Origin of the sequence: Wenyingzhuangia heitensis (assembly GCF_011762155.1) — a bacterium.
Taxonomy (GTDB): Bacteria; Bacteroidota; Bacteroidia; order Flavobacteriales; family Flavobacteriaceae; genus Wenyingzhuangia; species Wenyingzhuangia heitensis.
The window spans coordinates 487,519-508,456 of record NZ_JAASQL010000001.1; the positions used below are offsets into that span (position 1 = coordinate 487,519).

At 31.6% G+C, this 20,938-nt stretch carries 19 protein-coding genes and 1 pseudogene; 10 read left to right on the forward strand and 10 right to left on the reverse strand.

Going from position 1 to position 20,938, the window contains the following annotated elements; genetic code table 11:
* Positions 1-130 precede the first annotated feature (130 nt).
* The 4 genes from sufC to FHR24_RS02030 all read left to right on the forward strand — a co-directional run bounded on the left by sufC (position 131) and on the right by FHR24_RS02030 (position 4,519).
* The gene (sufC, locus tag FHR24_RS02015) at positions 131-871 is read left to right on the forward strand and encodes a Fe-S cluster assembly ATPase SufC (protein WP_167183118.1); all 741 of its coding nucleotides are present in this window, start codon (positions 131-133) and stop codon (positions 869-871) included.
* Between the two features lie 66 nt (positions 872-937).
* On the forward strand, positions 938-2,248 hold the full coding sequence (gene sufD, locus FHR24_RS02020; RefSeq protein WP_167183120.1) for a Fe-S cluster assembly protein SufD: 1,311 nt from the start codon (positions 938-940) through the stop codon (positions 2,246-2,248).
* A 93-nt stretch (positions 2,249-2,341) separates the two neighbouring features.
* On the forward strand, positions 2,342-3,559 hold the full coding sequence (locus FHR24_RS02025; protein ID WP_167183122.1) for a NupC/NupG family nucleoside CNT transporter: 1,218 nt from the start codon (positions 2,342-2,344) through the stop codon (positions 3,557-3,559).
* A 96-nt stretch (positions 3,560-3,655) separates the two neighbouring features.
* A complete protein-coding gene (locus FHR24_RS02030) occupies positions 3,656-4,519 on the forward strand; it encodes a hypothetical protein (protein WP_167183124.1) in 864 nt (287 codons plus the stop codon).
* 80 nt (positions 4,520-4,599) lie between these two features.
* On the opposite strand, the gene rpmA is transcribed toward FHR24_RS02030, so the two are convergent.
* Both rpmA and rplU read right to left on the reverse strand, forming a co-directional pair.
* On the reverse strand, positions 4,600-4,872 hold the full coding sequence (gene rpmA, locus FHR24_RS02035) for a 50S ribosomal protein L27 (RefSeq protein ID WP_167183126.1): 273 nt from the start codon (positions 4,870-4,872) through the stop codon (positions 4,600-4,602).
* A gap of 58 nt (positions 4,873-4,930) precedes the next feature.
* Positions 4,931-5,239 (reverse strand): annotated as a pseudogene (gene rplU / locus FHR24_RS02040) (50S ribosomal protein L21); the annotation flags it as partial.
* A 261-nt stretch (positions 5,240-5,500) separates the two neighbouring features.
* Here rplU and FHR24_RS02045 point away from each other — a divergent pair.
* The gene (locus FHR24_RS02045; RefSeq protein ID WP_167183130.1) at positions 5,501-5,959 is read left to right on the forward strand and encodes a heavy-metal-associated domain-containing protein; all 459 of its coding nucleotides are present in this window, start codon (positions 5,501-5,503) and stop codon (positions 5,957-5,959) included.
* A gap of 101 nt (positions 5,960-6,060) precedes the next feature.
* Positions 6,061-7,095, forward strand: coding sequence for a COX15/CtaA family protein (locus tag FHR24_RS02050; RefSeq protein WP_167183133.1), 1,035 nt, complete (start codon positions 6,061-6,063; stop codon positions 7,093-7,095).
* Here the strand turns inward: FHR24_RS02050 and gldD are convergent.
* From gldD to mutY, 4 genes are read right to left on the reverse strand one after another with little or no spacing between them, the layout of a single operon-like run.
* On the reverse strand, positions 7,092-7,640 hold the full coding sequence (gene gldD, locus FHR24_RS02055) for a gliding motility lipoprotein GldD (protein WP_167183136.1): 549 nt from the start codon (positions 7,638-7,640) through the stop codon (positions 7,092-7,094). The genes FHR24_RS02050 and gldD overlap by 4 nt on opposite strands.
* 14 nt (positions 7,641-7,654) lie before the next feature.
* A complete protein-coding gene (gene gldE / locus FHR24_RS02060; protein ID WP_167183139.1) occupies positions 7,655-8,965 on the reverse strand; it encodes a gliding motility-associated protein GldE in 1,311 nt (436 codons plus the stop codon).
* A gap of 11 nt (positions 8,966-8,976) precedes the next feature.
* Complete coding sequence (locus tag FHR24_RS02065; RefSeq protein ID WP_167183142.1) at positions 8,977-9,384, reverse strand: single-stranded DNA-binding protein; 408 nt, start codon at positions 9,382-9,384, stop codon at positions 8,977-8,979.
* Between the two features lie 35 nt (positions 9,385-9,419).
* Complete coding sequence (gene mutY, locus FHR24_RS02070; protein ID WP_167183145.1) at positions 9,420-10,454, reverse strand: A/G-specific adenine glycosylase; 1,035 nt, start codon at positions 10,452-10,454, stop codon at positions 9,420-9,422.
* A gap of 136 nt (positions 10,455-10,590) precedes the next feature.
* On the opposite strand from mutY, the gene FHR24_RS02075 reads away from it, so the two are divergent.
* Positions 10,591-10,881, forward strand: a complete 291-nt coding sequence (locus FHR24_RS02075; protein ID WP_010136136.1) for an HU family DNA-binding protein — start codon at positions 10,591-10,593, stop codon at positions 10,879-10,881.
* 297 nt (positions 10,882-11,178) lie between these two features.
* Positions 11,179-12,708 carry an Rne/Rng family ribonuclease gene (locus FHR24_RS02080; RefSeq protein WP_167183147.1) on the forward strand — a complete coding sequence of 510 codons (1,530 nt, stop codon included), beginning with the start codon at positions 11,179-11,181 and terminating at the stop codon, positions 12,706-12,708.
* Between the two features lie 49 nt (positions 12,709-12,757).
* Here FHR24_RS02080 and FHR24_RS02085 read toward each other — a convergent pair whose 3' ends face one another.
* Together FHR24_RS02085 and uvrC are read right to left on the reverse strand one after the other, a co-directional pair.
* The gene (locus FHR24_RS02085; protein WP_167183150.1) at positions 12,758-14,983 is read right to left on the reverse strand and encodes a patatin-like phospholipase family protein; all 2,226 of its coding nucleotides are present in this window, start codon (positions 14,981-14,983) and stop codon (positions 12,758-12,760) included.
* Positions 14,984-14,995: 12 nt separating this feature from the next.
* Positions 14,996-16,789: an excinuclease ABC subunit UvrC gene (gene uvrC / locus FHR24_RS02090; RefSeq protein WP_167183153.1), complete on the reverse strand. Its 1,794-nt coding sequence runs from the start codon at positions 16,787-16,789 to the stop codon at positions 14,996-14,998.
* A gap of 256 nt (positions 16,790-17,045) precedes the next feature.
* Here uvrC and tyrS point away from each other — a divergent pair, with 256 nt between their 5' ends.
* Complete coding sequence (tyrS, locus tag FHR24_RS02095) at positions 17,046-18,344, forward strand: tyrosine--tRNA ligase (protein WP_167183156.1); 1,299 nt, start codon at positions 17,046-17,048, stop codon at positions 18,342-18,344.
* A 69-nt stretch (positions 18,345-18,413) separates the two neighbouring features.
* Here the strand turns inward: tyrS and FHR24_RS02100 are convergent, their stop codons facing one another.
* Positions 18,414-18,857: a YHS domain-containing (seleno)protein gene (locus FHR24_RS02100; protein WP_167183159.1), complete on the reverse strand. Its 444-nt coding sequence runs from the start codon at positions 18,855-18,857 to the stop codon at positions 18,414-18,416.
* A gap of 70 nt (positions 18,858-18,927) precedes the next feature.
* Entirely contained in the window at positions 18,928-19,902 is a 975-nt protein-coding gene (locus FHR24_RS02105) for an acyl transferase (protein ID WP_167183162.1), read from the reverse strand.
* Positions 19,903-19,983: 81 nt separating this feature from the next.
* On the opposite strand from FHR24_RS02105, the gene FHR24_RS02110 reads away from it, so the two are divergent.
* On the forward strand, positions 19,984-20,865 hold the full coding sequence (locus FHR24_RS02110) for a septum formation inhibitor Maf (RefSeq protein ID WP_167183165.1): 882 nt from the start codon (positions 19,984-19,986) through the stop codon (positions 20,863-20,865).
* Positions 20,866-20,938: the final 73 nt, after the last annotated feature.

The following is a 20,938-nucleotide window of genomic DNA, read 5'->3' on the forward strand; positions in this document are numbered from 1 at the left end:
TTTTTCTTTAATAGTATAAACTATAGAAAAAAGTCATAAAGATGGATATCACTATCAAGAAACAAAAACTGATAAGAAGGGAACCAAAACATATCAAGTAGAAAAATTTCAAAAGCCAAAAGCTAGAATAATGTTAAAGATTGAAAATTTACACGCAAAAGTAGAAGATAACGATATTTTAAAGGGATTAAATATTGAAGTAAAAGCAGGAGAGGTTCATGCAATTATGGGACCTAATGGTGCCGGAAAAAGTACGTTAGCTTCTGTAGTAGCAGGAAATGAAAATTACGAAGTTACGGAAGGAACAATTTCTTTAGAAGGAGAAGATTTAGAAGATTTGTCTCCAGACGAAAGAGCTCACAAAGGTGTTTTCTTGTCATTCCAATACCCAGTAGAAATTCCGGGAGTATCTGTAACTAACTTTATCAAAACAGCTATCAATGCTAAAAGAAAAGCAAATGGTTTACAAGATATGCCAGCTGGAGAAATGTTAAAGATGATTAGAGAAAAATCTGCTTTATTAGAAATTAAAAAAGATTTCTTATCTCGTTCTTTAAACGAAGGGTTTTCTGGAGGTGAAAAGAAACGTAACGAGATTTTTCAAATGGCAATGTTAGAACCAAAACTAGCTATTTTAGATGAAACAGATTCTGGATTAGATATTGATGCTTTGCGTATTGTAGCTAACGGAGTTAACAAGTTAAAATCTAAAGACAATGCTGTAATTGTAATTACGCACTATCAACGTTTGTTAGACTACATAGTTCCAGATTTTGTACATGTTTTAGCAGATGGAAAAATCATTAAATCTGGTGGTAAAGAATTAGCTTTAGAGTTAGAAGAAAAAGGATACGATTGGTTGGTAAAATAGTATTGGTAAAATATAAAGAGATAAATTTCTCTCATCATTTTTTACAAATCACTTAAAACTTATAAAATGAGTTTACAAGATAAATTAGCAGCAGCATTTAAAGGAGATTCTAAAAATGCAACTGTAGAAAATTATAAAAAAGAAGCTTTTGAAGCCTTTTCTCAAAAAGGATTTCCTACAACTAAAGACGAAGAGTGGAAATACACTAGTTTAAGAAGTGTGTTAAAAAACGAATACGGAATTGAGTCTGCTAAGGCAACAAATATTACTCAAGACAGTATTACTCCATTTTTAGTAGCAGGTTTAGATTCTTACAAATTGGTTTTTGTAGATGGAGTCTTTCAAGCTTCGTTGTCAGATTCTATAGAAGAAGTTTCTGTAAAATTATTGTCAGAAGCTATTGAAGATGCTTCTTATCAAGAAATTTTTAAAAACAAATACAATACGCTAGCAAAAGGATTTACAAGTTTAACAGACTTAAACACTGCTTTTACTACAGAGGGTGTTGTAATTCAGGTTGCTAAAAGCAAAGCTGTTTCTAAACCTATAGAGTTAATTTATTTAGCTTCAGGAGAAACATCAGCAATGTTGTTACAGCCTAGAAATTTAATCACAGTTGGAGAAAATGCTGAGGTTAAATTTATAGAACGTCATCAGTCTGTTGCCAATGTAGCTACATTTAACAATGTAGTAACGGAGGTTTTTGTTGCAAAAAACGGAATTTTTGATTTGTATAAAATCCAAAATGACAAAGACGATGCTTCTTTAGTAGATGCAACTTTTGTCGCTCAAGAAAGAGATACAGTTGCTTCTGTGTATACATTTTCTTTTGGGGGAAATATAACAAGAAATAATTTGTCGTTTTATCAAAATGGACCTGGGTGTGATTCTATTTTAAATGGAGTTACAATTTTAGAGGGTAGTCAATTGGTAGACAGTCATACATTAGTGGCTCACAAGTCTCCAGATTGTCAATCTAATGAGACTTATAAAGGTGTTTACGGAGGAAAGTCTACAGGAGTTTTTAACGGAAAGGTAATTGTAGATCAAGCAGCACAAAGAATTAATGCGTATCAACAAAATGATTCTGTGTTAATTTCAGATGATGCAACAATCAATTCTAAACCCCAGTTAGAAATTTTTGCAGATGATGTAAAATGTTCTCACGGATGTACTATTGGGCAGTTAGACAAATCAGCTTTGTTTTATATGCAGCAAAGAGGTATTCCTGCTAAAGAGGCAGAAGCATTGTTAATGTTTGCTTTTTGTTCTGATGCGATTAAAGATGTAAAAATACCAGCGCTTAAAATAAAAATTAATCAAATGGTAGCAGATAAATTAAAAGTAAATATTCAATTTGATGAAATAGCTGAATAATCCTTTTAAAATTTAATAATTTAATAATCCCCTCAAGCAATTGAGGGGATTATTTTTTTAAGAAAATACTTACCTTGTCTGTTTAACTATTTTATGGAAAGATTTATAGGGGTAATAGGAATTATAGTTTTGTTGTTGATCGCTTTTTTATTAAGTAACAATCGAAAAAAAATTAATTATGGTATTGTTCTTAAGGGCTTTGGTCTTCAATTAATATTTGCACTTGTCATATTAAAAACACCAATAGGACTTCCGTTTTTTAAGTATTTTGACGTGGCTATTAATAAACTTTTGTCGTATGCAGATAAAGGAGGTGATTTTTTGTTCGCTTCTTTTGTAACAGGGCAGGTAGAGTCCCCTATTATTAACTTTGCAGTACGAGTTTTACCTACAATTATTTTCTTTTCTGCTTTTATGAGCTTACTCTATCATTTAGGAATTATGCAGTTTCTTATTAAAGGGATTTCTAAATTTGTACAAAAAGTATTAGGAACTAGTGGAGGAGAAACATTAAGCGTAGTTGGTAGTATTTTTGTTGGGCAAACAGAGGCTCCTTTGTTAGTGAAACCTTTTGTGAAGTCTATGACAAAATCGGAACTAATGACGGTAATGGTAGGTGGTTTTGCAACTGTAGCGGGGGGTGTAATGGCTATTTATGTAAAAATGCTAACGCATATACCTGGTATTGCAGGACATTTAATGGCGGCCTCTATTATGAGTGCTCCTGCTGCTATTATGATTGCTAAAATCATATGCCCAGAAACTGAAAAATCACTAACAACAGGTGCTGTTGTTCTAAAAGATGAAAAAAAGGATTGTAATGCAGTTGAGGCTGTTGCAGATGGTGCTATAGATGGTTTAAAACTAGCGGCTAATATTGCAGCTATGTTAATTGCTATTGTGGGTATGGTTGCTTTAGTAGATGGATTGTTAAGTTTAATAGACTTATCTCTGTCTCAGTTGTTAGGTTATATCTTTAAGCCATTGGCTTATCTAATGGGGGTTTCTTGGGATGAAGCTGGAGTTTTCGGAACTTTATTAGGTGAGAAAATTGCCTTAACGGAATTAATAGCTTACAAAGATTTAGGGGAAATGGTAAAAAATAATCAGATGTCGGCAAGAACAGCACAAATAGCAAGTTATGCCTTGTGTGGATTTGCCAATTTTGCTTCTATCGGAATTCAAATAGGGGGTATAGCTGGTATTGCACCTAATCAAAAAGGAAAGGTTGCTAAGCTTGCTTTTAAAGCTATGATTGGTGGTGCTTTGGCTAGTTGGATTACTGCTTGCATTGCAGGAATTATTTTATAAAAAAAATATTTTTTGTATGTTTCTATAAGATTGAATTAAAGTTAAGGTTTTGTTTCTTAGTGATTTATAGTTGAATTGTATTCAAAAATTTAAACTATGAAAAAGATTATTCAATTTTTAGTATTCGTATGCTCCAGTTTTATTTATGCTCAATCTTCTGGTGATATACTTTTTATTGGCTTTAATGCTGATGGTGAGAAAGATTTAGCAATCGTTGTATTAAAAGATTTAGGAGCAAACACAATTATTTATTTTACAGATAGTGAACCCAATATTTCAGGTGATGGAAATTCTGATACTGAAGGGATATTAAGGTGGGATACAGGGCTATCTTTAATTCCTGCAGGAACTGTTGTTGTTTTTACAGATGTAGATAGTGCTTCAAATCCTAGTTTTGGTAGTTCCATTGGGAATTTGACTGTTACAGATGCTGGTTTTAATATTGCTACTAGTGGAGATGCTGTATATGCAACATATGGTGATCCAGGAAATAATATGGTAACTACGTGGATTGCCGGTATTCAAAATAATAATGAAGGTTTGGAAGCTAATTTTTCTGCAACTGGATTGAGTATTACTAGTAACTTTGTTGTTATTGATAATACAGCTAGTAAAGATGGGGGTGCTTATTCTGGAGTAAGAACGAACAAAACAGTTAGTGAGTACAAAACATTAATCGTTGATGAAGAAAATTGGACTACAATGACTGATAGTACTGATGATCTTCTTCCGTTTAATAGTACTTCTTTTACCTTTCCTACTTTAGGATTAAATAATTTAACATCTAATAAAGTTATATTCTCTAATGTTTCTGGTCAAATTGTTGTGAATAAAGGTAATGTTGTTGATATTATTAATTTAATGGGACAGAAAGTTCATAACATACATTTGGTTTCTGGTGTCTATTTTGTAACAGTTAATATAAATGATGTTGTGGTGAGATATAAAGTGTTTATGTAATTTATAGACTGATTTTATATCATAAAAAAACCGAACACAAATTGTGTTCGGTTTTTTTATGATATAAACTTTGTTTACTACTATGCTTCAGCTTCTAAATGAACTGGAGTAATAGAAACATAAGATTTGTTGTTTCTTTTCTTTTGGAATTCTACAATTCCATCAACTTTTGCATGTAAAGTATGATCTTTTCCCATGTAAACGTTTTCACCTGGATTGTGAGTAGTACCTCTTTGACGTACTAAAATGTTTCCAGCTAAAGCAGCTTGACCACCAAAAATCTTTACACCTAATCGTTTCGATTCTGATTCTCTACCGTTCTTCGAACTTCCGACACCTTTCTTATGAGCCATAATATTGTGTTTTTAAGGTTATTTTTTCTTTAATAATTTAATTTAGACAGTCAAATTAAGCGTTAATAGCTTCAATTTGGATTTCAGTTAAATACTGACGGTGTCCGTTTTTCTTTTTGTAACCTTTTCTTCTTTTTTTCTTGAAAACGATTACCTTATCACCTTTTAAGTGACCTAAAACTTTAGCTTTCACTGAAGCTCCTTCTATAGCTGGGGCGCCAATAGTAACATCTCCACCATTGTCTACTAATAAAACGTTGTCAAAAGAAACTGAATCTCCTTCTTCGTTTTGCAAACGGTGAACGTATACTTTTTGGTCTTGCGCTACTTTAAACTGCTGCCCTGCTATCTCTACAATTGCGTACATACTTAAATAATTTAAAATGCTTGTTAATAAAATGGACGCAAATATACATATTATTTTTCAACAAAAGTGTTGTGAGTGATGTTTTTTTAATTATTTATGGGCTTGATTATAATATAGTTATCAGCTTGTTTTTAAATTTGAAAATTGTTGAAAACTAATACAAAGCACAAAGTAGTTAGTTGTGTTAATTAATCTGTGTGAAAATGTATTAAAGATGATTTGATAGTTTTGTATATTTGAATTGAATATAAATTAGAAATTATGAAAATTATAAGAGTTGTATTTATTGCTTTACTAGCTGTTAACTTGATAGGATGTAAGCCATCTATAAAAGAAAAGCAAACAACGGAAACCCAAGAAATCGATTTACCAGCTAAACTATTAACGGTTAGTCTTGATATTAAAGGGATGACTTGCGAAATAGGGTGTGCAAAAACTATAGAATCCAAAATATCTAAATTAGAAGGAGTAACAGAATCTAAGGTGAATTTTGAAGAAAAGAAAGGAATTTTTGTTTTTGATGCTAATAAAACATCAAAAGAAAAAATTATAAGTACTATTAATAATTTGATAGATGGGAAAATGTATTCTGCAACAGATTCTAAAGAAAGAGCGGTATGTTCTAAAGAATGTGCAGAAAAATGTAAGCATAAAGAAGATCAAAAATGTATAAAAGCTTGTGCTGAGAAGTGTGAGGAAGCTAAAAAAGAAACTAAGTAAGGTTTTCTTAAACAAGAAATAATTCAAATTAAAAGAATTAATAAAAGCTACTCTATGTGAGTAGCTTTTTTTGTATAATTTTGTTCAGCAAATATATATTTATGAATAAATCACTCATTAAAACAATTAATGTAGCTATTGTGTCCGTTTATTTAATTTTTCTTGCAGGTTCTGTTGTAAGAATGACTGGGTCTGGAATGGGGTGTCCAGATTGGCCTAAGTGTTTTGGTTATTACATTCCTCCAACTTCTCAAGATCAACTAGAGTGGAAAGGTGACACGGAGTTTAAAAAAGGAGCAATCATTATTCATAACGAGGCTTTGTATGTTGCTAAAAGTACTATTACCACAGATAATGATTTTAAGGAACATAATTGGGAGGTTTATACCAAGCACGAATATGCAGAGTTTAACGTTTATCATACTTATACAGAGTATATAAACAGGCTTAGTTCTGTTGTTGCAGGTTTTGTTTTTTTGGTTCTTTTGTGGAAAGTTACTTTTAATAAAAATAAAATAAGAGGGGTTGCTTTGTTAACATATTTAGCTTTTGTAGGGATGTTATTTGAAGCTTGGTTAGGAAAAGTGGTGGTTGATAGTTATTTAACACCTTATATAATTACAATTCATATGATTGGTGGTTTGTTGATTATTGGGCTTTTATTAAGAGCTAAGTTTTTAATCAGTTCTAAAAATTTATCTTTTGTTTATAAATACAATAAAACATTTCATTGGTTGTTGTTTAGTTTGTTGTTAATGATGATTGTTCAGATTTTATTGGGAACTCAAGTAAGACAATTTGTAGATGAGCAAGTGAAAGAATATGGTTTTGAGCAAAAGGAGTTTAGATTGTTAGATCCTAATTTTAACTTTTATTTTCATAGATCGTTTACTATTGTAGTGGTGTTGGTGAGTTCTTTTATATTCTGGTTGAATCAAAAATATATTTTAGGATACAAACAGGTGAGGTGGATATTGGCTTTTTTATTTTTTGAAGCTTTTACGGGTATACTAATGTATTATGTGCATTTTCCTTTTGGAACACAAGCCATCCATTTGCTTTCTGGAGCTTTATTGTTTGGGGTAATTATTTACAGTCTTTTTATATCTTATAGATTAAAAAGATTTGACTCTTAGTTTGTCCACTCTAAGGTTTCTATAATTTGTTGAATGTCTTTTTTAACAAAATTTATTGATGGTAAAATAGAATCATAGTTAGGCCTTATATTAAAGTATAAAGATCCACTAATAAAGTGTTTTACAGAATCTGTAGCTTGAAATTGAATTGGAGAGGCTACATTTCCTGTAATTTGAAACAACCGAGCGTATACTCTTTTTTGTTTGTTTTCAAAAGGATAGACCTCAATATGATCTGCAATTAAAGTGTGTTTGTAAGTAAGTTTTTCTGCATCTAAAACAAGTTGTTTTAGATTGTTGTTTACTGTTTGATATGTAATATTAATATCTGCCTTTAGTTGTGGGTAATGTATGTTTGACCAACTTTTATTTTCTATTGTATAAACAGCATTTTTTGATGTTTTAAATTGAAAGGGAAGGCCTGGTTCTGTTTTTTGATAGGTAGGTTTGGGATAATTTAAACTTAAATAAGCGTTTGGTTTTGGAATTGGATTTTGTTTGCAGCAAATACAACATAATACCAAGATAATTGCAAAATATTTCATGGGAAGTTTAGGGTTTAAAGAATGGCTACTTTAATTTGCTTAATTCTTTTTCTTTCTATGGCCTCTACCGTAAAAACTAAATTTTGGTAATTTACTTTTTCAAATTTACGAGGAAACTTACCTGATAATTCTAAAATTAATCCAGCTAAGGTTTCGGATTCTCCTTTGTCTTTTTCAAAACCTACTTCATCTAAACTAAGAACTTTACAGAAATCTTTTAAATTTATTTTTCCGTCAAATACATAATTATTATCGTCAATTTTAGAGTAAGATAAATCGTCATCGTCAAACTCATCGCTAATATCTCCTACAATTTCTTCTATTACATCCTCTAGAGTAACCAGTCCGCTTGTTCCTCCATATTCATCAACAACAATGGCTAGGTGATTTTTTCTTTCCTGAAAAGCAGTCAATAAATCATCTAGTTTTTTGTTTTCGGGCACAAAAAAAGGTTCTCTAACTAGGGCGAGCCAATTGAATGTTTTTTTGTGTAAGTGAGGTAGTAAATCTTTGGCATAAATTACACCTACAATTTCGTCAATATTATTATCATATACAGGGTTTCTAGAGAAACCTTTGTCTGTTATAATTTCTAAAACTTCGGTAAAATTGGCTCTTTTAGAAATGGCACAAATATCCATTCTAGGATTCATAATTTGTACAGTTTCTGTGTTTCCAAAATTTACAATTCCTTCTAAAATATTTTTTTGTTCTGCGGTAGTGTCTCGTTCGTTGGTAAGTTCTAGTGCTTGAGATAAGTCATCAACAGAAAAATTACTTTTACTACTACGTAATTGTTTTTCAATTACATTAGATAATGCGGTTAAGGGACCACTAATAAAAATAAAAAGCTTTCCTAAAATTAAGAGTACAGGACTCATTAACAGGGCAAAACTTTTGGCATTTCTGTTTGCATACACTTTAGGTAGTACTTCTCCAAAAATAAGAATTACAAAAGTGATAAGAATTACCTCTATAAAGAAACGAATATCTAACGTAAAATAATAAAGATCTAGGTTAATGCTTAGTCCTCCAAAAAACACATCACCTAAAGAAGCAAAAAGTAATACAATTAAAATGTTGATAGCATTGTTGGCTACTAAAATATTTGCAAGCAGTCTTTTGGGTCTGGAAATTAGCTGGGTTACTTTTTTAGAATTATTGGTTCCTGATGCTTCAATTTCATCTAATTCTATTTTTGTAAGTGAAAAAAAGGCAACTTCGGATCCAGAAATTAGGGCAGAACAAAGTAATAAACAAAGGGTGAATAAACAATTAATAATTGTTTCTAGTTGAAATCCGGTATTGTATATGGGCTCAGGCAATGGTTTGTGAATTAAAAGGGTAAATCATCAATAATTCCGTTGGGATTCTGTTTTTCAGAATTAGAATTAGTGTTTTTTTGTTCTGATTTTGGAGATAAAAAATTCATTTCTTGAACGTGAATTTCGTAAGTTGTTTTTTTAACACCTTCTAGCTCCCATTCGCGAGATTTAATTTTTCCTTCGCAATAAACTTTATCTCCTTTGGTTAAATGTTTTTCACATATTTCTGCAAGTTTATTTTTTACAACAATATTGTGCCACTCTACAGTGGTTGTTCTTTCGCCAGTGGTTTTGTTGGTGTATGTTTCGTTGGTTGCTAAAGAAAACCTAGCAATAGATCCACCACCCTCAAAGTAATGAATTTTCACATCATCTCCTAAGTGACCAATGAGCATAACTTTGTTAAGTGTACCAGCCATAATTAATTTATTAATAGATCAAAAATAATGAAAATTTATTTGGTTTTGTAGCTATCTAAAAATTTGTGTATCAGTTTAGGAACCGCAAAATTATCTATGTTTTCCCAATGTACACTGTTGGTTTGACTTATGTTTTGGGTGTCTACAATCCAGAATTGTGTAAATAAATGTTGATGAGATAGCTTATGTACCCAAGGTTCTGGATTAAAAAGCTTTATTGTAGATGTGTTGTAGTCTTTTAGTAATGGTTTTTTTATCAACTCTTTTTGAGTCGCAATTTCATCAAATTCTAACAAGGGAAACTGATATAAGTTTTGCCAAATACCACTACCTGTTCTTTTTTCAAGTATTGTTTGTTCTCCATTGGTAAAAACAATAAAGTTTAAATATCTATTTTTAATTTTAATCTTTTTTTCTTTAACAGGTAGGCTGCTAATCATGTTTTTTGCTTTGGCCAAACAACCGTTTTCTAACGGACAATTTTCGCAATTAGGGTTTTGAGGTTTGCAAACCATAGATCCAAAATCCATAATAGCCTGGTTGTATTCTTTTGGGTTCGCATTTATGATTAATTCTTGTGCTAATTCTTTAAAATATTTAATTCCTTTAGATGAGTTGATGGGGATGTCTATGTTAAAGTATCTAGACAAAACTCTATATACATTTCCATCAACAACTGCAGTTTTTTCATTAAAACAAATAGATGCAATAGCTGATGCTGTATAATCTCCCACACCTTTTAGCTTGATAATTTCTTTATATGTGGTAGGAAATTTTCCGTCAAGTTCATTACAAATGTATTTTGCCGAAAAATGTAAATTTCTGGCTCTGGAATAATATCCCAAACCTTGCCAATTTTTTAAAACATTATCTTCTTTTGCGTTTGCAAGATCTAAAACGGTTGGATAATGGTTTGTAAAGGTGTTGTAATAAGACAATCCTTGCTGAATTCTGGTTTGTTGTAAAATAATTTCTGAAAGCCAAACAAAGTACGGATTTGATGATTTTCGCCATGGTAAATCTCGTTTGTTGTTTAAGTACCACATTTCTAGTGTCTTATAAAATTCCATATATTTGTGCTTAGGAATGCAAACTTACAGAAAACTTAGTGTAAAATTTGATGGTTAATCTTTTTAGAATTAATTAATTATCCTATCTTTGCATCCTCAATTTTTTTCTAGAATAATATTAAAAAAGTAATAAGAAATGACGAAAGCGGATTTAGTAACGACAATTGCAGATAAATCAGGGATTGAAAAGGCTGATGTTTTAGCAACTGTTGAGGCGTTTATGGATGAAGTGAAAAATGCTTTAGAAAACGGTGATAATGTTTACTTAAGAGGATTTGGTAGTTTTGTTATCAAGACTAGAGCTGAAAAAACAGGTAGAAACATTTCTAAGAATACAACAATTAAAATTCCAGCACATAACATACCAGCATTTAAACCTGCTAAAACGTTTACAGAGGGAGTTAAAGCAAAAGTAGAAGTAAAGTAATTTACGGAAAGAACAACAAATAGATTATTAACTATCTCCAATAAAGGAGACTTTAAAATTATACATTATGCCAAGCGGTAAAAAAAGAAAAAGAGCTAAGATCTCTACGCACAAACGTAAAAAAAGATCAAGAGCAAACAGACATAAGAAAAAGTAAGTTTTAACAACTTACTTTTTCTTGTTTTTTATGGTTTCGTAAAAACCATAACACGTTCATTGACATTTAAGACATTAGTCTTAATTATCAATATACTTATTTTTAATCATGTTATTTAGGTAACATTTAAACAAATCAGGATGAAATTAGAATTAATAATTCGTTCAAATTCTTCTGATATTGATTTTGCATTACTTAGAGATGGTAGATTAATTGAGTTAAATAATGAATCTAACGATAATAAAATATCGGTAGGTGATATATTTTTAGCTAAAGCAGGAAAAGTGTTAAAAGGATTAAATGCATCTTTTGTTAACGTAGGTTACGAAAAAGATGGCTTTTTGCATTATCATGATTTAGGAGCTCAGGTAAACTCTCTAAATAGTTTTTTAAAGAAAGTAAGTACAGGTAATTACAAAGATTTTACGTTAAGCAAATTTCAATTTGAAAAAGATATTGACAAAGGAGGCAGTATTGACAAGGTTTTAAAACCAAAGCAAAACATTCTTGTTCAAATTGTAAAAGAACCCATATCTACCAAAGGACCACGAATTAGTTCTGAGTTGTCCATAGCTGGAAGATATTTAGTATTAGTCCCGTTTTCTAACAGAGTGTCTGTTTCTCAAAAGATTGAAGATCCAAAAGAAAAAGACAGGCTTAAGAAGCTGGCAAAAAGTATCAAACCCAAAGGGTTTGGACTAATTCTGCGCACAGTTGCACAGGGAAAAAAAGTTGCAGAATTAGACAAAGATTTACAAAACTCATTACAACGATGGGTAGATATGTGTGAGCGTATTCCAAATACAAACACACCTACCAAAGTTTTAAGTGAGTTAAACAGAGCATCTTCTATACTAAGAGATGTTTTAAATGATTCTTTTACAGATATTGTTGTTGATGATGAACAATTAGCAACAGAAATAAGAGATTACATTGAAGAGATAGATCCTGCAAAAGTGAGTATCGTTAAAGATTACGACGGTAACACTCCAATATTTGAAAAATACGGAATTGAAAGACAGATTAAATCTGCATTTGGAGAGACTGTATCAATGAGTAAAGGTGCTTATTTGGTTATAGAACATACCGAAGCCCTTCATGTAGTTGATGTGAATAGCGGAAACAGATCTAACAAAGCCAATACACAGCAAGACACGGCTCTTGAGGTAAACTTAATTGCAGCAACGGAAATTGCACGCCAATTGCGATTAAGAGACATGGGTGGAATTATAGTGGTTGATTTTATTGATATGAATACCAATGAAAACAGACAAAAGCTATATGAACATCTTAAAAATGAAATGGCTACGGATAGAACCAAACACAAAATATTACCTCCAAGTAAGTTTGGTTTAGTGCAAATTACTCGTCAACGTGTTCGTCCAGAAACAAACATTAAAACACGAGAACCTAATCCGAATAAAAACGGAGAAGTAGAAGCACCAATAGTGCTGGTTAGTAAGATAGATTTCGAACTAAGAAAAATCTTATCAACAAAAAAACGTAACGAAAAAATCTTTTTACATGTACATCCTTTTGTTGCTGCTTATTTAAGAAAAAGACTATGCTCTCAACAGAGAGTTTGGTTTAAAGAGCACAAAAAATGGATAAAAATAGTACCAAGAGATGCTTATATGTATTTACAATATAAGTTTTCTTTTAAACAGTAAAATCATATCAATAAAGCCCAATCAGTTATACTGATTGGGCTTTTTTTTGTTAAAACCAAAAACCAGCACTAAAGTAAATGGCACTAAATTTTTTGTTTTCTGGTGACCAAGAGTATTTAAGGTCTATTGGGCCTAGAAAAGTATCAGAACTAACTCCAATTGCATATCCTGTATTTGCGTTGGTAAAAAAAGGTTTATGCTCTAAAAACTCGATAACATCATCTGCAATTAAAGCATAGTTGGCTATAAAACTTACATAGTTTTTTTTGTAAAATCTATAGCGTAAAGAGCCCGTAGTTTTTAAAAACGAGTTGGCTTCTAATTCTGAAAATCCATACCCGTAAAAGGGGATAAAGTTGTTAATATAATTTTCTCCGTAACCTCCTAGAGAATAGTTAAAGTTATCAAGCTCTCTATGGGTAATACTTACAGCTCCATCTCCTTGAGCAAAAAAGGAAAGACGATCGGATAAAGTCCATCTACCTTCCATTAAAATTCTTAATTGAGAAAAAGGTCTAAAGTCATTGCCAAAATCTGTAGAGGATAAAAATGTTCTCCACGTTGCGTTGATTAAAACCCCTTGATCAGGAAAACTTTTTTTATCGTAGGTGTCTGCTTCAATTTTAGCTAAAAGATTTAAGTAATGACTGTCATCAAAAAATGTTCTAGAATCGTCTTTAACAGAAGCAAAATTATTGGTAAAAGATCTAATATGTTTGTGTTCTATTCCCAAAGAAAGCGCATACATATTTTTGTAATTTGCTTGGGTATATATGTAGTTGGTAAAATCTTCGTATTCAAAGTTTATTTGATTTACACCAATAAAACTATTGCTTTTAATAGTGGTTTCAAATTGATTAAATCTGGAAAGTATTCCATAACCTAAAAAATGCCCGTTGTCTATAAAATAATTAACAGCGTATCTGGTGTTGTCACCAAAAGCTAAATCGGCAGAAAGAACATCGTTGTTTAATAACAAGTGTTTGTGTGTGTAGTTTACCAATCCAGATAGATTATATAAAGGGTCGTAATGTATTCCTAGTTTTAAAAATCTAGAGTCTGGGTTTTCTGTTAATCTAATGTCTAAATCTACTACAGAATCATTTTCTTTAAAATTGTAATAAATACTTTTAAAGTTGTTTGATGTAGTTGCGTAGTTAATGTTTTGATTGAATTGTTTTAGACTTATTTTTTTATTTTTTTTAAAGTCTAGTTTTCCTCTAATGTATCTTCTAGTGTAGTTTTTTGCTCCAGAAATAGTATAGTTGTTTATCTCATATTCTTTAGAGTCTGGAATAATTTTAGAAGCAAGAGTTGTCTGGTTTTTTTGTTGACTAGCTAGTTTTTTTAGTTCCTCTATTTTTTCTTTTGCTGCTTTGTAACCCGCATCAATAATGGCTCTTTTTTTGTCAAAATCAATAATTTCAAACTCGGTAACTTCAGGATGAACATAGAGCTCTATTTTTTGAAGTTCTGCATATTCATTACCATACAACTGAAAGTTGATAATTTGATCAATCACTTTTAGAGCAGAATCTATATTTTGTTGCTTTTTTAAATTTCCTTGTACATCTACACCAATTACATAATCTACTTTTTTGGTTCTCATTAAGTCTACAGGAAAATTATTAGCAATTCCTCCATCTATTAACATAACAGAGTCTAGCTGACTTGGATTTAGTAAAGTAGGTAAAGATGCGCTAGATCTTACGGCTAACGCTAGGGATCCTGTATTTAATTCTACCTGTTTTCCTGTTTCTATATTGGTGGCTATACAAAAGAAAGGAATTGGTAGTTTTGAGAAATCAGTAATGTGATCTACATGATGAAATAATTCACTTAGAGTGTTGTATGTGTTTTGTCCTTTAGAGAGTGCAATAGGCAATCCTAACTTAAAGCCTTTAATAGGTAGAGAAAGTAAATATTTTTCGTTGTTTTTTTTATCAAAAAAAGAATTGTATTTCCTATCAATTTTGTCAGTCAACATTTTTTCAAAATCAATAGCCATTATAATAGAGTCTACTTGGCTAGCTGTGTAACCAGATGCGTATAAAGCACCTACGGCAGCACCCATACTAGTACCTCCAATATAATCTACTTGTAAATTGGCTTCTTCTATGGCTTTTAAAACACCAATATGTGCAAAACCCTTAGCACCACCACCGCTAAAAACCAATCCAATTTTTTTGGGAGTTTTAAGGGTATCAATTTCTTTTTGTTGACTAAAAACAAAAGAATGAATGAGTATAAAAAGAAGAAGAATTTTCTTTAACATAACAGGACTAAGTTACTCATTTTTATGGTAGAAATTATGTAATTTTTTGGCTCTAGCATTGCCTAAAACACTACTTAATTGCTCTACTGTTGCAGATTTTATTCTTTTGACAGATTTAAAATATTGCAATAAACTTTCTACACTTTGTTTTCCAATTCCAGGAATGGTTTCTAATTCTGAATTTAAAGCTGTATTACTTCGTCTGTTTCGGTGATGTGTAATTCCAAATCTATGTGCTTCGTTTCTTAGTTGTTGTAAAATTTTAAGTGTTTCCGATTTTTTGTCTAAATACAACGGAATAGGGTCGTCTGGAAAAAACAATTCTTCTAGCCTTTTAGCAATTCCAATAATGGCAATTTTGTTTCGCAATCCTAAAAGATCTAAACTTTTTAAGGCAGATGATAATTGTCCCTTTCCACCATCAATTAAAATTAGTTGAGGCAATGGCTGGTCTTCATCTAACAAGCGTTTGTAACGCCTATAGACGGCTTCTTCCATAGATGCAAAATCATCGGGACCTTCTACGGTTTTGATGTTAAAATGACGGTAATCTTTTTTACTTGGTTTTCCATCCCTAAAAACCACACAAGCTGCTACGGGGTGAGTTCCTTGAATGTTAGAGTTGTCAAAACATTCAATATGTTTAGGTTCTGCACTTAAGCGTAAATCCAATTTCATTTGAGCCATAATACGTTTGGTATGCCTTTCTGGATCTATAATTTGTACTTGCTTAAACTGTTCCTGTCGGTAATATTTTGCATTACGGATAGACAATTCTACCACACGTAATTTATCTCCTTGTTTAGGAACGGTTACTTTTATATTTTCTCCTACGTTGACTTTAAACGGAACTAAAATTTCTGGACTTATAGAATTGAATCGTTCACGTAATTCAACAATAGCTAGTTCTAACAATTCTTTATCGCTCTCGTCTAATTTTTTCTTCATCTCTATGGTGTGAGATTGAATAATAGATCCGTTAGATATTTTAAAGAAATTTACATAGCCAGCTGTTTCGTCAGATAAAATAGAAAACACATCCACGTTATTAATAGTAGGATTTACAATGGTAGATTTTGCCTGATAATTAGACAATAAGTCCATTTTTTCTTTAATTTTTTGAGCCTCTTCAAATTCCATGTTTTCTGCAAAACGATGCATCATTTGATGAAAAGCAACCAAAGATTGTTTAAAGTTTCCTTTAATAATATTCCTAATGGCTGTTATTTGAGTGTTGTAAGCGCTTTCAGTTTGTAAACCTTCGCAAGGACCTTTGCATTTTTTAATATGATAATCTAAGCAAACTTTAAACTTTCCTGTGTTGATGTTTTCATGACTTAAATCGAACATACAACTACGGATTTGATAGAGTTCTTTAATTAAATCTAACAAAGCATAAGCGGTTTTTACACTAGTGTAAGGGCCAAAATATTCAGATCCATCACGAATCATTTTTCTGGTGACAAATATTCTAGGAAAACGTTCTTTTTTAATACAAATCCACGGATACGTTTTGTCGTCTTTTAACAATACGTTGTATTTGGGTTTGTACTTTTTTATTAAGTTGTTTTCTAAAAGTAGTGCATCCGTTTCGGTAGCGACTACAATATGTTTGATGTCTACAATTTTAGAAACCAAAACCCGTGTTTTACCATCGTCATGTGTTTTGGTAAAATAACTACTCACCCTTTTTTTTAAGTTGATGGCTTTACCCACATAAATAATGGTTCCTTCCTTATCAAAGTATTGGTATACTCCAGGGGTAGAGGGTAGAACGGCTAGTTTAAGTTTGATATCATCTTTCACAGGGTAAATTTAAGGATTTATGAGGAGTTAAGTAACGAAGAGTTGTAGAAGTTATTGTAGTTAAGAATTTAAGGAGTGAAGAAGAAATTCTTTTTTGCATTAGGGATTGCAGTGGCATCCTTTTGTGTTTGAGAAAACCAAAAGATACAACGGAAAGCCCGACCCTGAATTTGTTTCAGGGAAATGCCCACGTAAAAATTAAGGTCATGTTGTTATTTGTAAATTGAAAAAGTATCTTTGCTCAAAATTTTTAGAAATGACTTACAACTTTGTAGAAGAATTAAAGTGGAGAGGAATGATGCACGACATTATGCCTGGGACTGAAGAGCAATTGGCAGAAGAAGTAACTGCAGGATATATTGGTTTTGATCCTACGGCAGATTCTTTACATATTGGAAGTTTAATTCCGATTATTGTATTGATGCATTTTCAGAAAGCAGGGCACAAGCCGATTGCTTTAATTGGTGGTGCAACTGGTATGATTGGAGATCCGTCTGGAAAATCTGCAGAACGTAATATGTTAGATGAGCAATCTTTGGCAGTTAATGTTGCTGGAATTAAAGGTCAGTTAGAGCGTTTTTTAGATTTTAATACCAAAGGAGAAAATGCAGCGGAATTGGTGAACAATTACGACTGGATGAAAGATTTTACTTTGTTAGATTTTGTTCGTGATATTGGAAAGCACTTAACAGTGAACTATATGATGGCTAAAGATTCTGTAAAAAAACGTTTTACAGGAGAAGATGGTGCTGATGGAATGAGTTTTACAGAGTTTACTTACCAATTGTTTCAAGGATATGATTTTGTGCACTTGTACAAAACTATGAATTGTAAATTACAAATGGGAGGTTCTGACCAATGGGGTAATATTACTACAGGAACAGAATTGGTAAGACGTACAGCGCAAGGAAAAGCGTATGCTATGACTTGCCCGTTAATTACGAAGGCTGATGGAACCAAATTTGGGAAATCTGAAGGAGGAAATATTTGGTTGGATAAAAACAGAACATCGGCATATAAATTTTACCAATATTGGTTAAATTCATCGGATGAAGATTCTGAAAACTTTATTAAGAAGTTCACCTTCTTATCTAAAGAAGAAATAGAAGCGTTAATTAAGGAACATAACGAAGCTCCACATTTACGTTTGTTGCAAAAGAAATTGGCTGAGGAAGTGACGGTAATGGTGCATTCTCAAGAAGATTTAGATAAGGCTTTAAAAGCATCGTCTATTTTATTTGGAAAATCTACTTCAGAAGATTTAAAATCTTTAGATGAGCAGACCTTCTTAGATGTATTTGAAGGAGTGCCACAAGCAGAAGTTACCAAAGCTGATTTGGATGAAGGTTTGGATATGATTGGTGCTTTGGCAGCAAAAACTAATTTCTTAAACTCTAATTCTGATGCCAGACGTGCGTTGAAAGAAAATGCAATATCTGTAAATAAAGAAAAAGTAAAAGAAGATTACAAAATTACCGAAGCAGATTTAATTGCGGGTGCTTATGTATTGTTACAAAGAGGAAAGAAAAATTATTACCTGCTACAAGTAGTTTAATATTTTTTTTAAGGTATAAAAAAAGCCTTTTGCATTTGCAAAAGGCTTTTTTGTGTTAATATATTAAGCTTATTCTTGATAAGACGACCAGTTTTTATCAGCTTGTTTTCTTAGTTTTTCAGGATTTTCTTCTGTCCATTTACTTAAAGTATTTGTTCCCCAAGAATTGTAGAACAAGTATAATTTTCCGTCTCTAATTTCAAAAGTCTTTGGATTGATGTCGTATTTAGTGTTGCTTTCTCCCAAGGCATAAGCGCACCAACCTCCGTATTGAGGAATATATTTTTTAGGATTCTTTTTAAAAGTTTCTAAATGCTGTTTGCTTACAAACTTAAATTTTGCACCATCGTGAGTGGTGGTGAATTCTTTTTCTCCCTCTTCAGCGTTGTTATCAAAATAAGAAACCACATCGTACCCTTCGGCAACATATCCTTTTTTAAGATTGTAATCTTTTTTTTGACCGTAAAAAACGGTAGTGATCAATAAGGTAAATAAAAAGGCTATCTGTTTCATAAATAGTGAGTTTTTGTTATGAAAGTGTAGTCGAATAGAAGTTTAAGAGATTACAAATGAGTTGGCTAACTTACTGTATCAACAAATTACAACCTCTAATGTCTGAGTTGTCAAATCTTCCTAAAACATCAAAAGTACCATCGTTATAAACTTTACCTAAATCTTGTGTTGCTATAAAAGAACAAGAGTTGTAGTTTGCCAAATCAATCACATTAATTCCTCCACTTTTTTCATTGGGTAATAAAGATAAGGCATCTTCGGTATCACGAATTAAAATTTTCATCCAAGGCGGACAGTTAAATTTTTGCGACTCATCAAAATAAGCCTGACTTAGCAATTCTGTCATTCCGTATTCTGAGTGAATTTTTTGCACTCCAAAACCTTTTTTAAGTTCTTCATGCAATTCTTCACGAATCATTTCTTTACGCTTTCCCTTCATTCCACCCGTTTCCATAACAACAGTGTGTTGTAACTCGCACGGATATTTCTCTATAAAATCTAATAAGGCAAAAGAAACACCAATTAGTAAGGTTTTTTTTTGTTGTTTTTCCTGCTCTTGTAGTTTGTCAAATAACTCTTTGTGGTTGTGTAAATAAAATCCGCTATTTGGGTTTTCAGATTTGTTGATAATATCTTCTACCATATAGATTAAAGAAGATCCTTTGCGTTCTAAATAAGAAGGTAATAATGCCAAAATGGTATATTCTGTAATATCTCCGTAAAACTGTTCAAAAGCGTTTAAATAGCTTTTTTCGTACAAAGAAATATTGGTTACAAAATGTTTGCTCTGACTGGTCCCTGTAGTTCCACTGCTTAAAAAAGTTTCTTGTATAGACTCACTACCACTAATAATTTGATGACTTTTAAAAAACTGAATAGGTAAAAAAGGAATCTCTTTAGGAGAAGTTATTTTTTTAGGATTGATATTTAAATACCCTATAAAATCTCTATAAACCTTACAATTCTTTGCCTGATGTTGAAAAACAGCAAGTGTTTGCTCATCAAAGCTTTGAGGTGTTGTTGCTAAAAAATCAAACTCTTCCATAGTATCAATTCTGCCACAAAAATAACTAAATTAGTGGTGTAACCTAAGTCAATTTGTCTCGACCTACTAAAAAACACAACTATGAAACATATTGTTTATTTATTCTTATTAATTGCAACTAATGTAGTTGCTCAAAAAACGGTAAAAACAAAAGTAAATCAACAGTTTAAAAATTATTGGTACAGTGGAAAGGCAGAAATAACTAGTTACATTTTAGAGCAAGAACGATATGGGGAAATTAGAAAAGGAGATGCGGTAACTATTTTTGTAACAGAACCTTTTTCTAAAAAACACAACACAAAAGCAGATCATCAAAATTCTAAAAACACAAGTGTATTAAAGCTAAACGCTACCAGAAAATTTAATACAGGAATTTACCCGTACTCTGTAATGACGAGTAGTTTTTTACCTGTTGATGAGCCTACGGCCTCGTTAAAAATTAGTTCATCAACGCAAGAATGGTGTGGGCATGAGTATATAGAGTTAAAAAATAATGATGAAGAGTTTGAAATAAACAATTCCTCTTATTTTCAAGGAGCTTCTTTTAAAAATAAAAAATTAACAAAAAATATTCTTTTAGAAGATGATATTTGGTCTAAAATAAGACTAACTCCCAATGCATTACCAAAAGGGGAATTTAAAATAATTCCAGGTTTTGTGTATTTAAGATTTTCTCACAATGAGGTAAAAGATTATCAGGCAGAAGCAAAAATTAGCAAAGGAGAAACAACTACAATATATAAATTAACGTATCCTACTTTAAACAGAGTTTTAAAAATAACTTTTGAAAACGCTTTTCCTTATAAAATAGTAGAATGGACAGATACTTATAAAAGTGGTTGGGGAGCTAAAGAAAAAATATTAACCACTAAAGCTACGTTAAAAAAGAGCATGAATGTCGCTTACTGGCAAAAAAACAGCAATGCTGATGTATATTTAAGAAAAGAATTGGGATTGGAATAATTTAGACAATCAGTGTAAATATGATTATGTATTGAATCCGCTCAATGACCTAAATTTTAAAGGCATTCGAGCA

Coding starts and splice junctions, on each gene's coding strand:
- FHR24_RS02105 (WP_167183162.1), bottom strand. CDS start 19,902: ATGGAAGAGTTTGATTTTTTAGCAACAACACCTCAAAGCTTTGATGAG.
- FHR24_RS02080 (WP_167183147.1), top strand. CDS start 11,179: ATGAAATTAGAATTAATAATTCGTTCAAATTCTTCTGATATTGATTTT.
- FHR24_RS02050 (WP_167183133.1), top strand. CDS start 6,061: ATGAATAAATCACTCATTAAAACAATTAATGTAGCTATTGTGTCCGTT.
- FHR24_RS02045 (WP_167183130.1), top strand. CDS start 5,501: ATGAAAATTATAAGAGTTGTATTTATTGCTTTACTAGCTGTTAACTTG.
- FHR24_RS02030 (WP_167183124.1), top strand. CDS start 3,656: ATGAAAAAGATTATTCAATTTTTAGTATTCGTATGCTCCAGTTTTATT.
- mutY (WP_167183145.1), bottom strand. CDS start 10,454: ATGGAATTTTATAAGACACTAGAAATGTGGTACTTAAACAACAAACGA.
- sufC (WP_167183118.1), top strand. CDS start 131: ATGTTAAAGATTGAAAATTTACACGCAAAAGTAGAAGATAACGATATT.
- FHR24_RS02100 (WP_167183159.1), bottom strand. CDS start 18,857: ATGAAACAGATAGCCTTTTTATTTACCTTATTGATCACTACCGTTTTT.
- sufD (WP_167183120.1), top strand. CDS start 938: ATGAGTTTACAAGATAAATTAGCAGCAGCATTTAAAGGAGATTCTAAA.
- FHR24_RS02065 (WP_167183142.1), bottom strand. CDS start 9,384: ATGGCTGGTACACTTAACAAAGTTATGCTCATTGGTCACTTAGGAGAT.
- tyrS (WP_167183156.1), top strand. CDS start 17,046: ATGACTTACAACTTTGTAGAAGAATTAAAGTGGAGAGGAATGATGCAC.
- FHR24_RS02110 (WP_167183165.1), top strand. CDS start 19,984: ATGAAACATATTGTTTATTTATTCTTATTAATTGCAACTAATGTAGTT.
- rpmA (WP_167183126.1), bottom strand. CDS start 4,872: ATGGCTCATAAGAAAGGTGTCGGAAGTTCGAAGAACGGTAGAGAATCA.
- gldD (WP_167183136.1), bottom strand. CDS start 7,640: ATGAAATATTTTGCAATTATCTTGGTATTATGTTGTATTTGCTGCAAA.
- FHR24_RS02025 (WP_167183122.1), top strand. CDS start 2,342: ATGGAAAGATTTATAGGGGTAATAGGAATTATAGTTTTGTTGTTGATC.
- FHR24_RS02085 (WP_167183150.1), bottom strand. CDS start 14,983: ATGTTAAAGAAAATTCTTCTTCTTTTTATACTCATTCATTCTTTTGTT.
- FHR24_RS02075 (WP_010136136.1), top strand. CDS start 10,591: ATGACGAAAGCGGATTTAGTAACGACAATTGCAGATAAATCAGGGATT.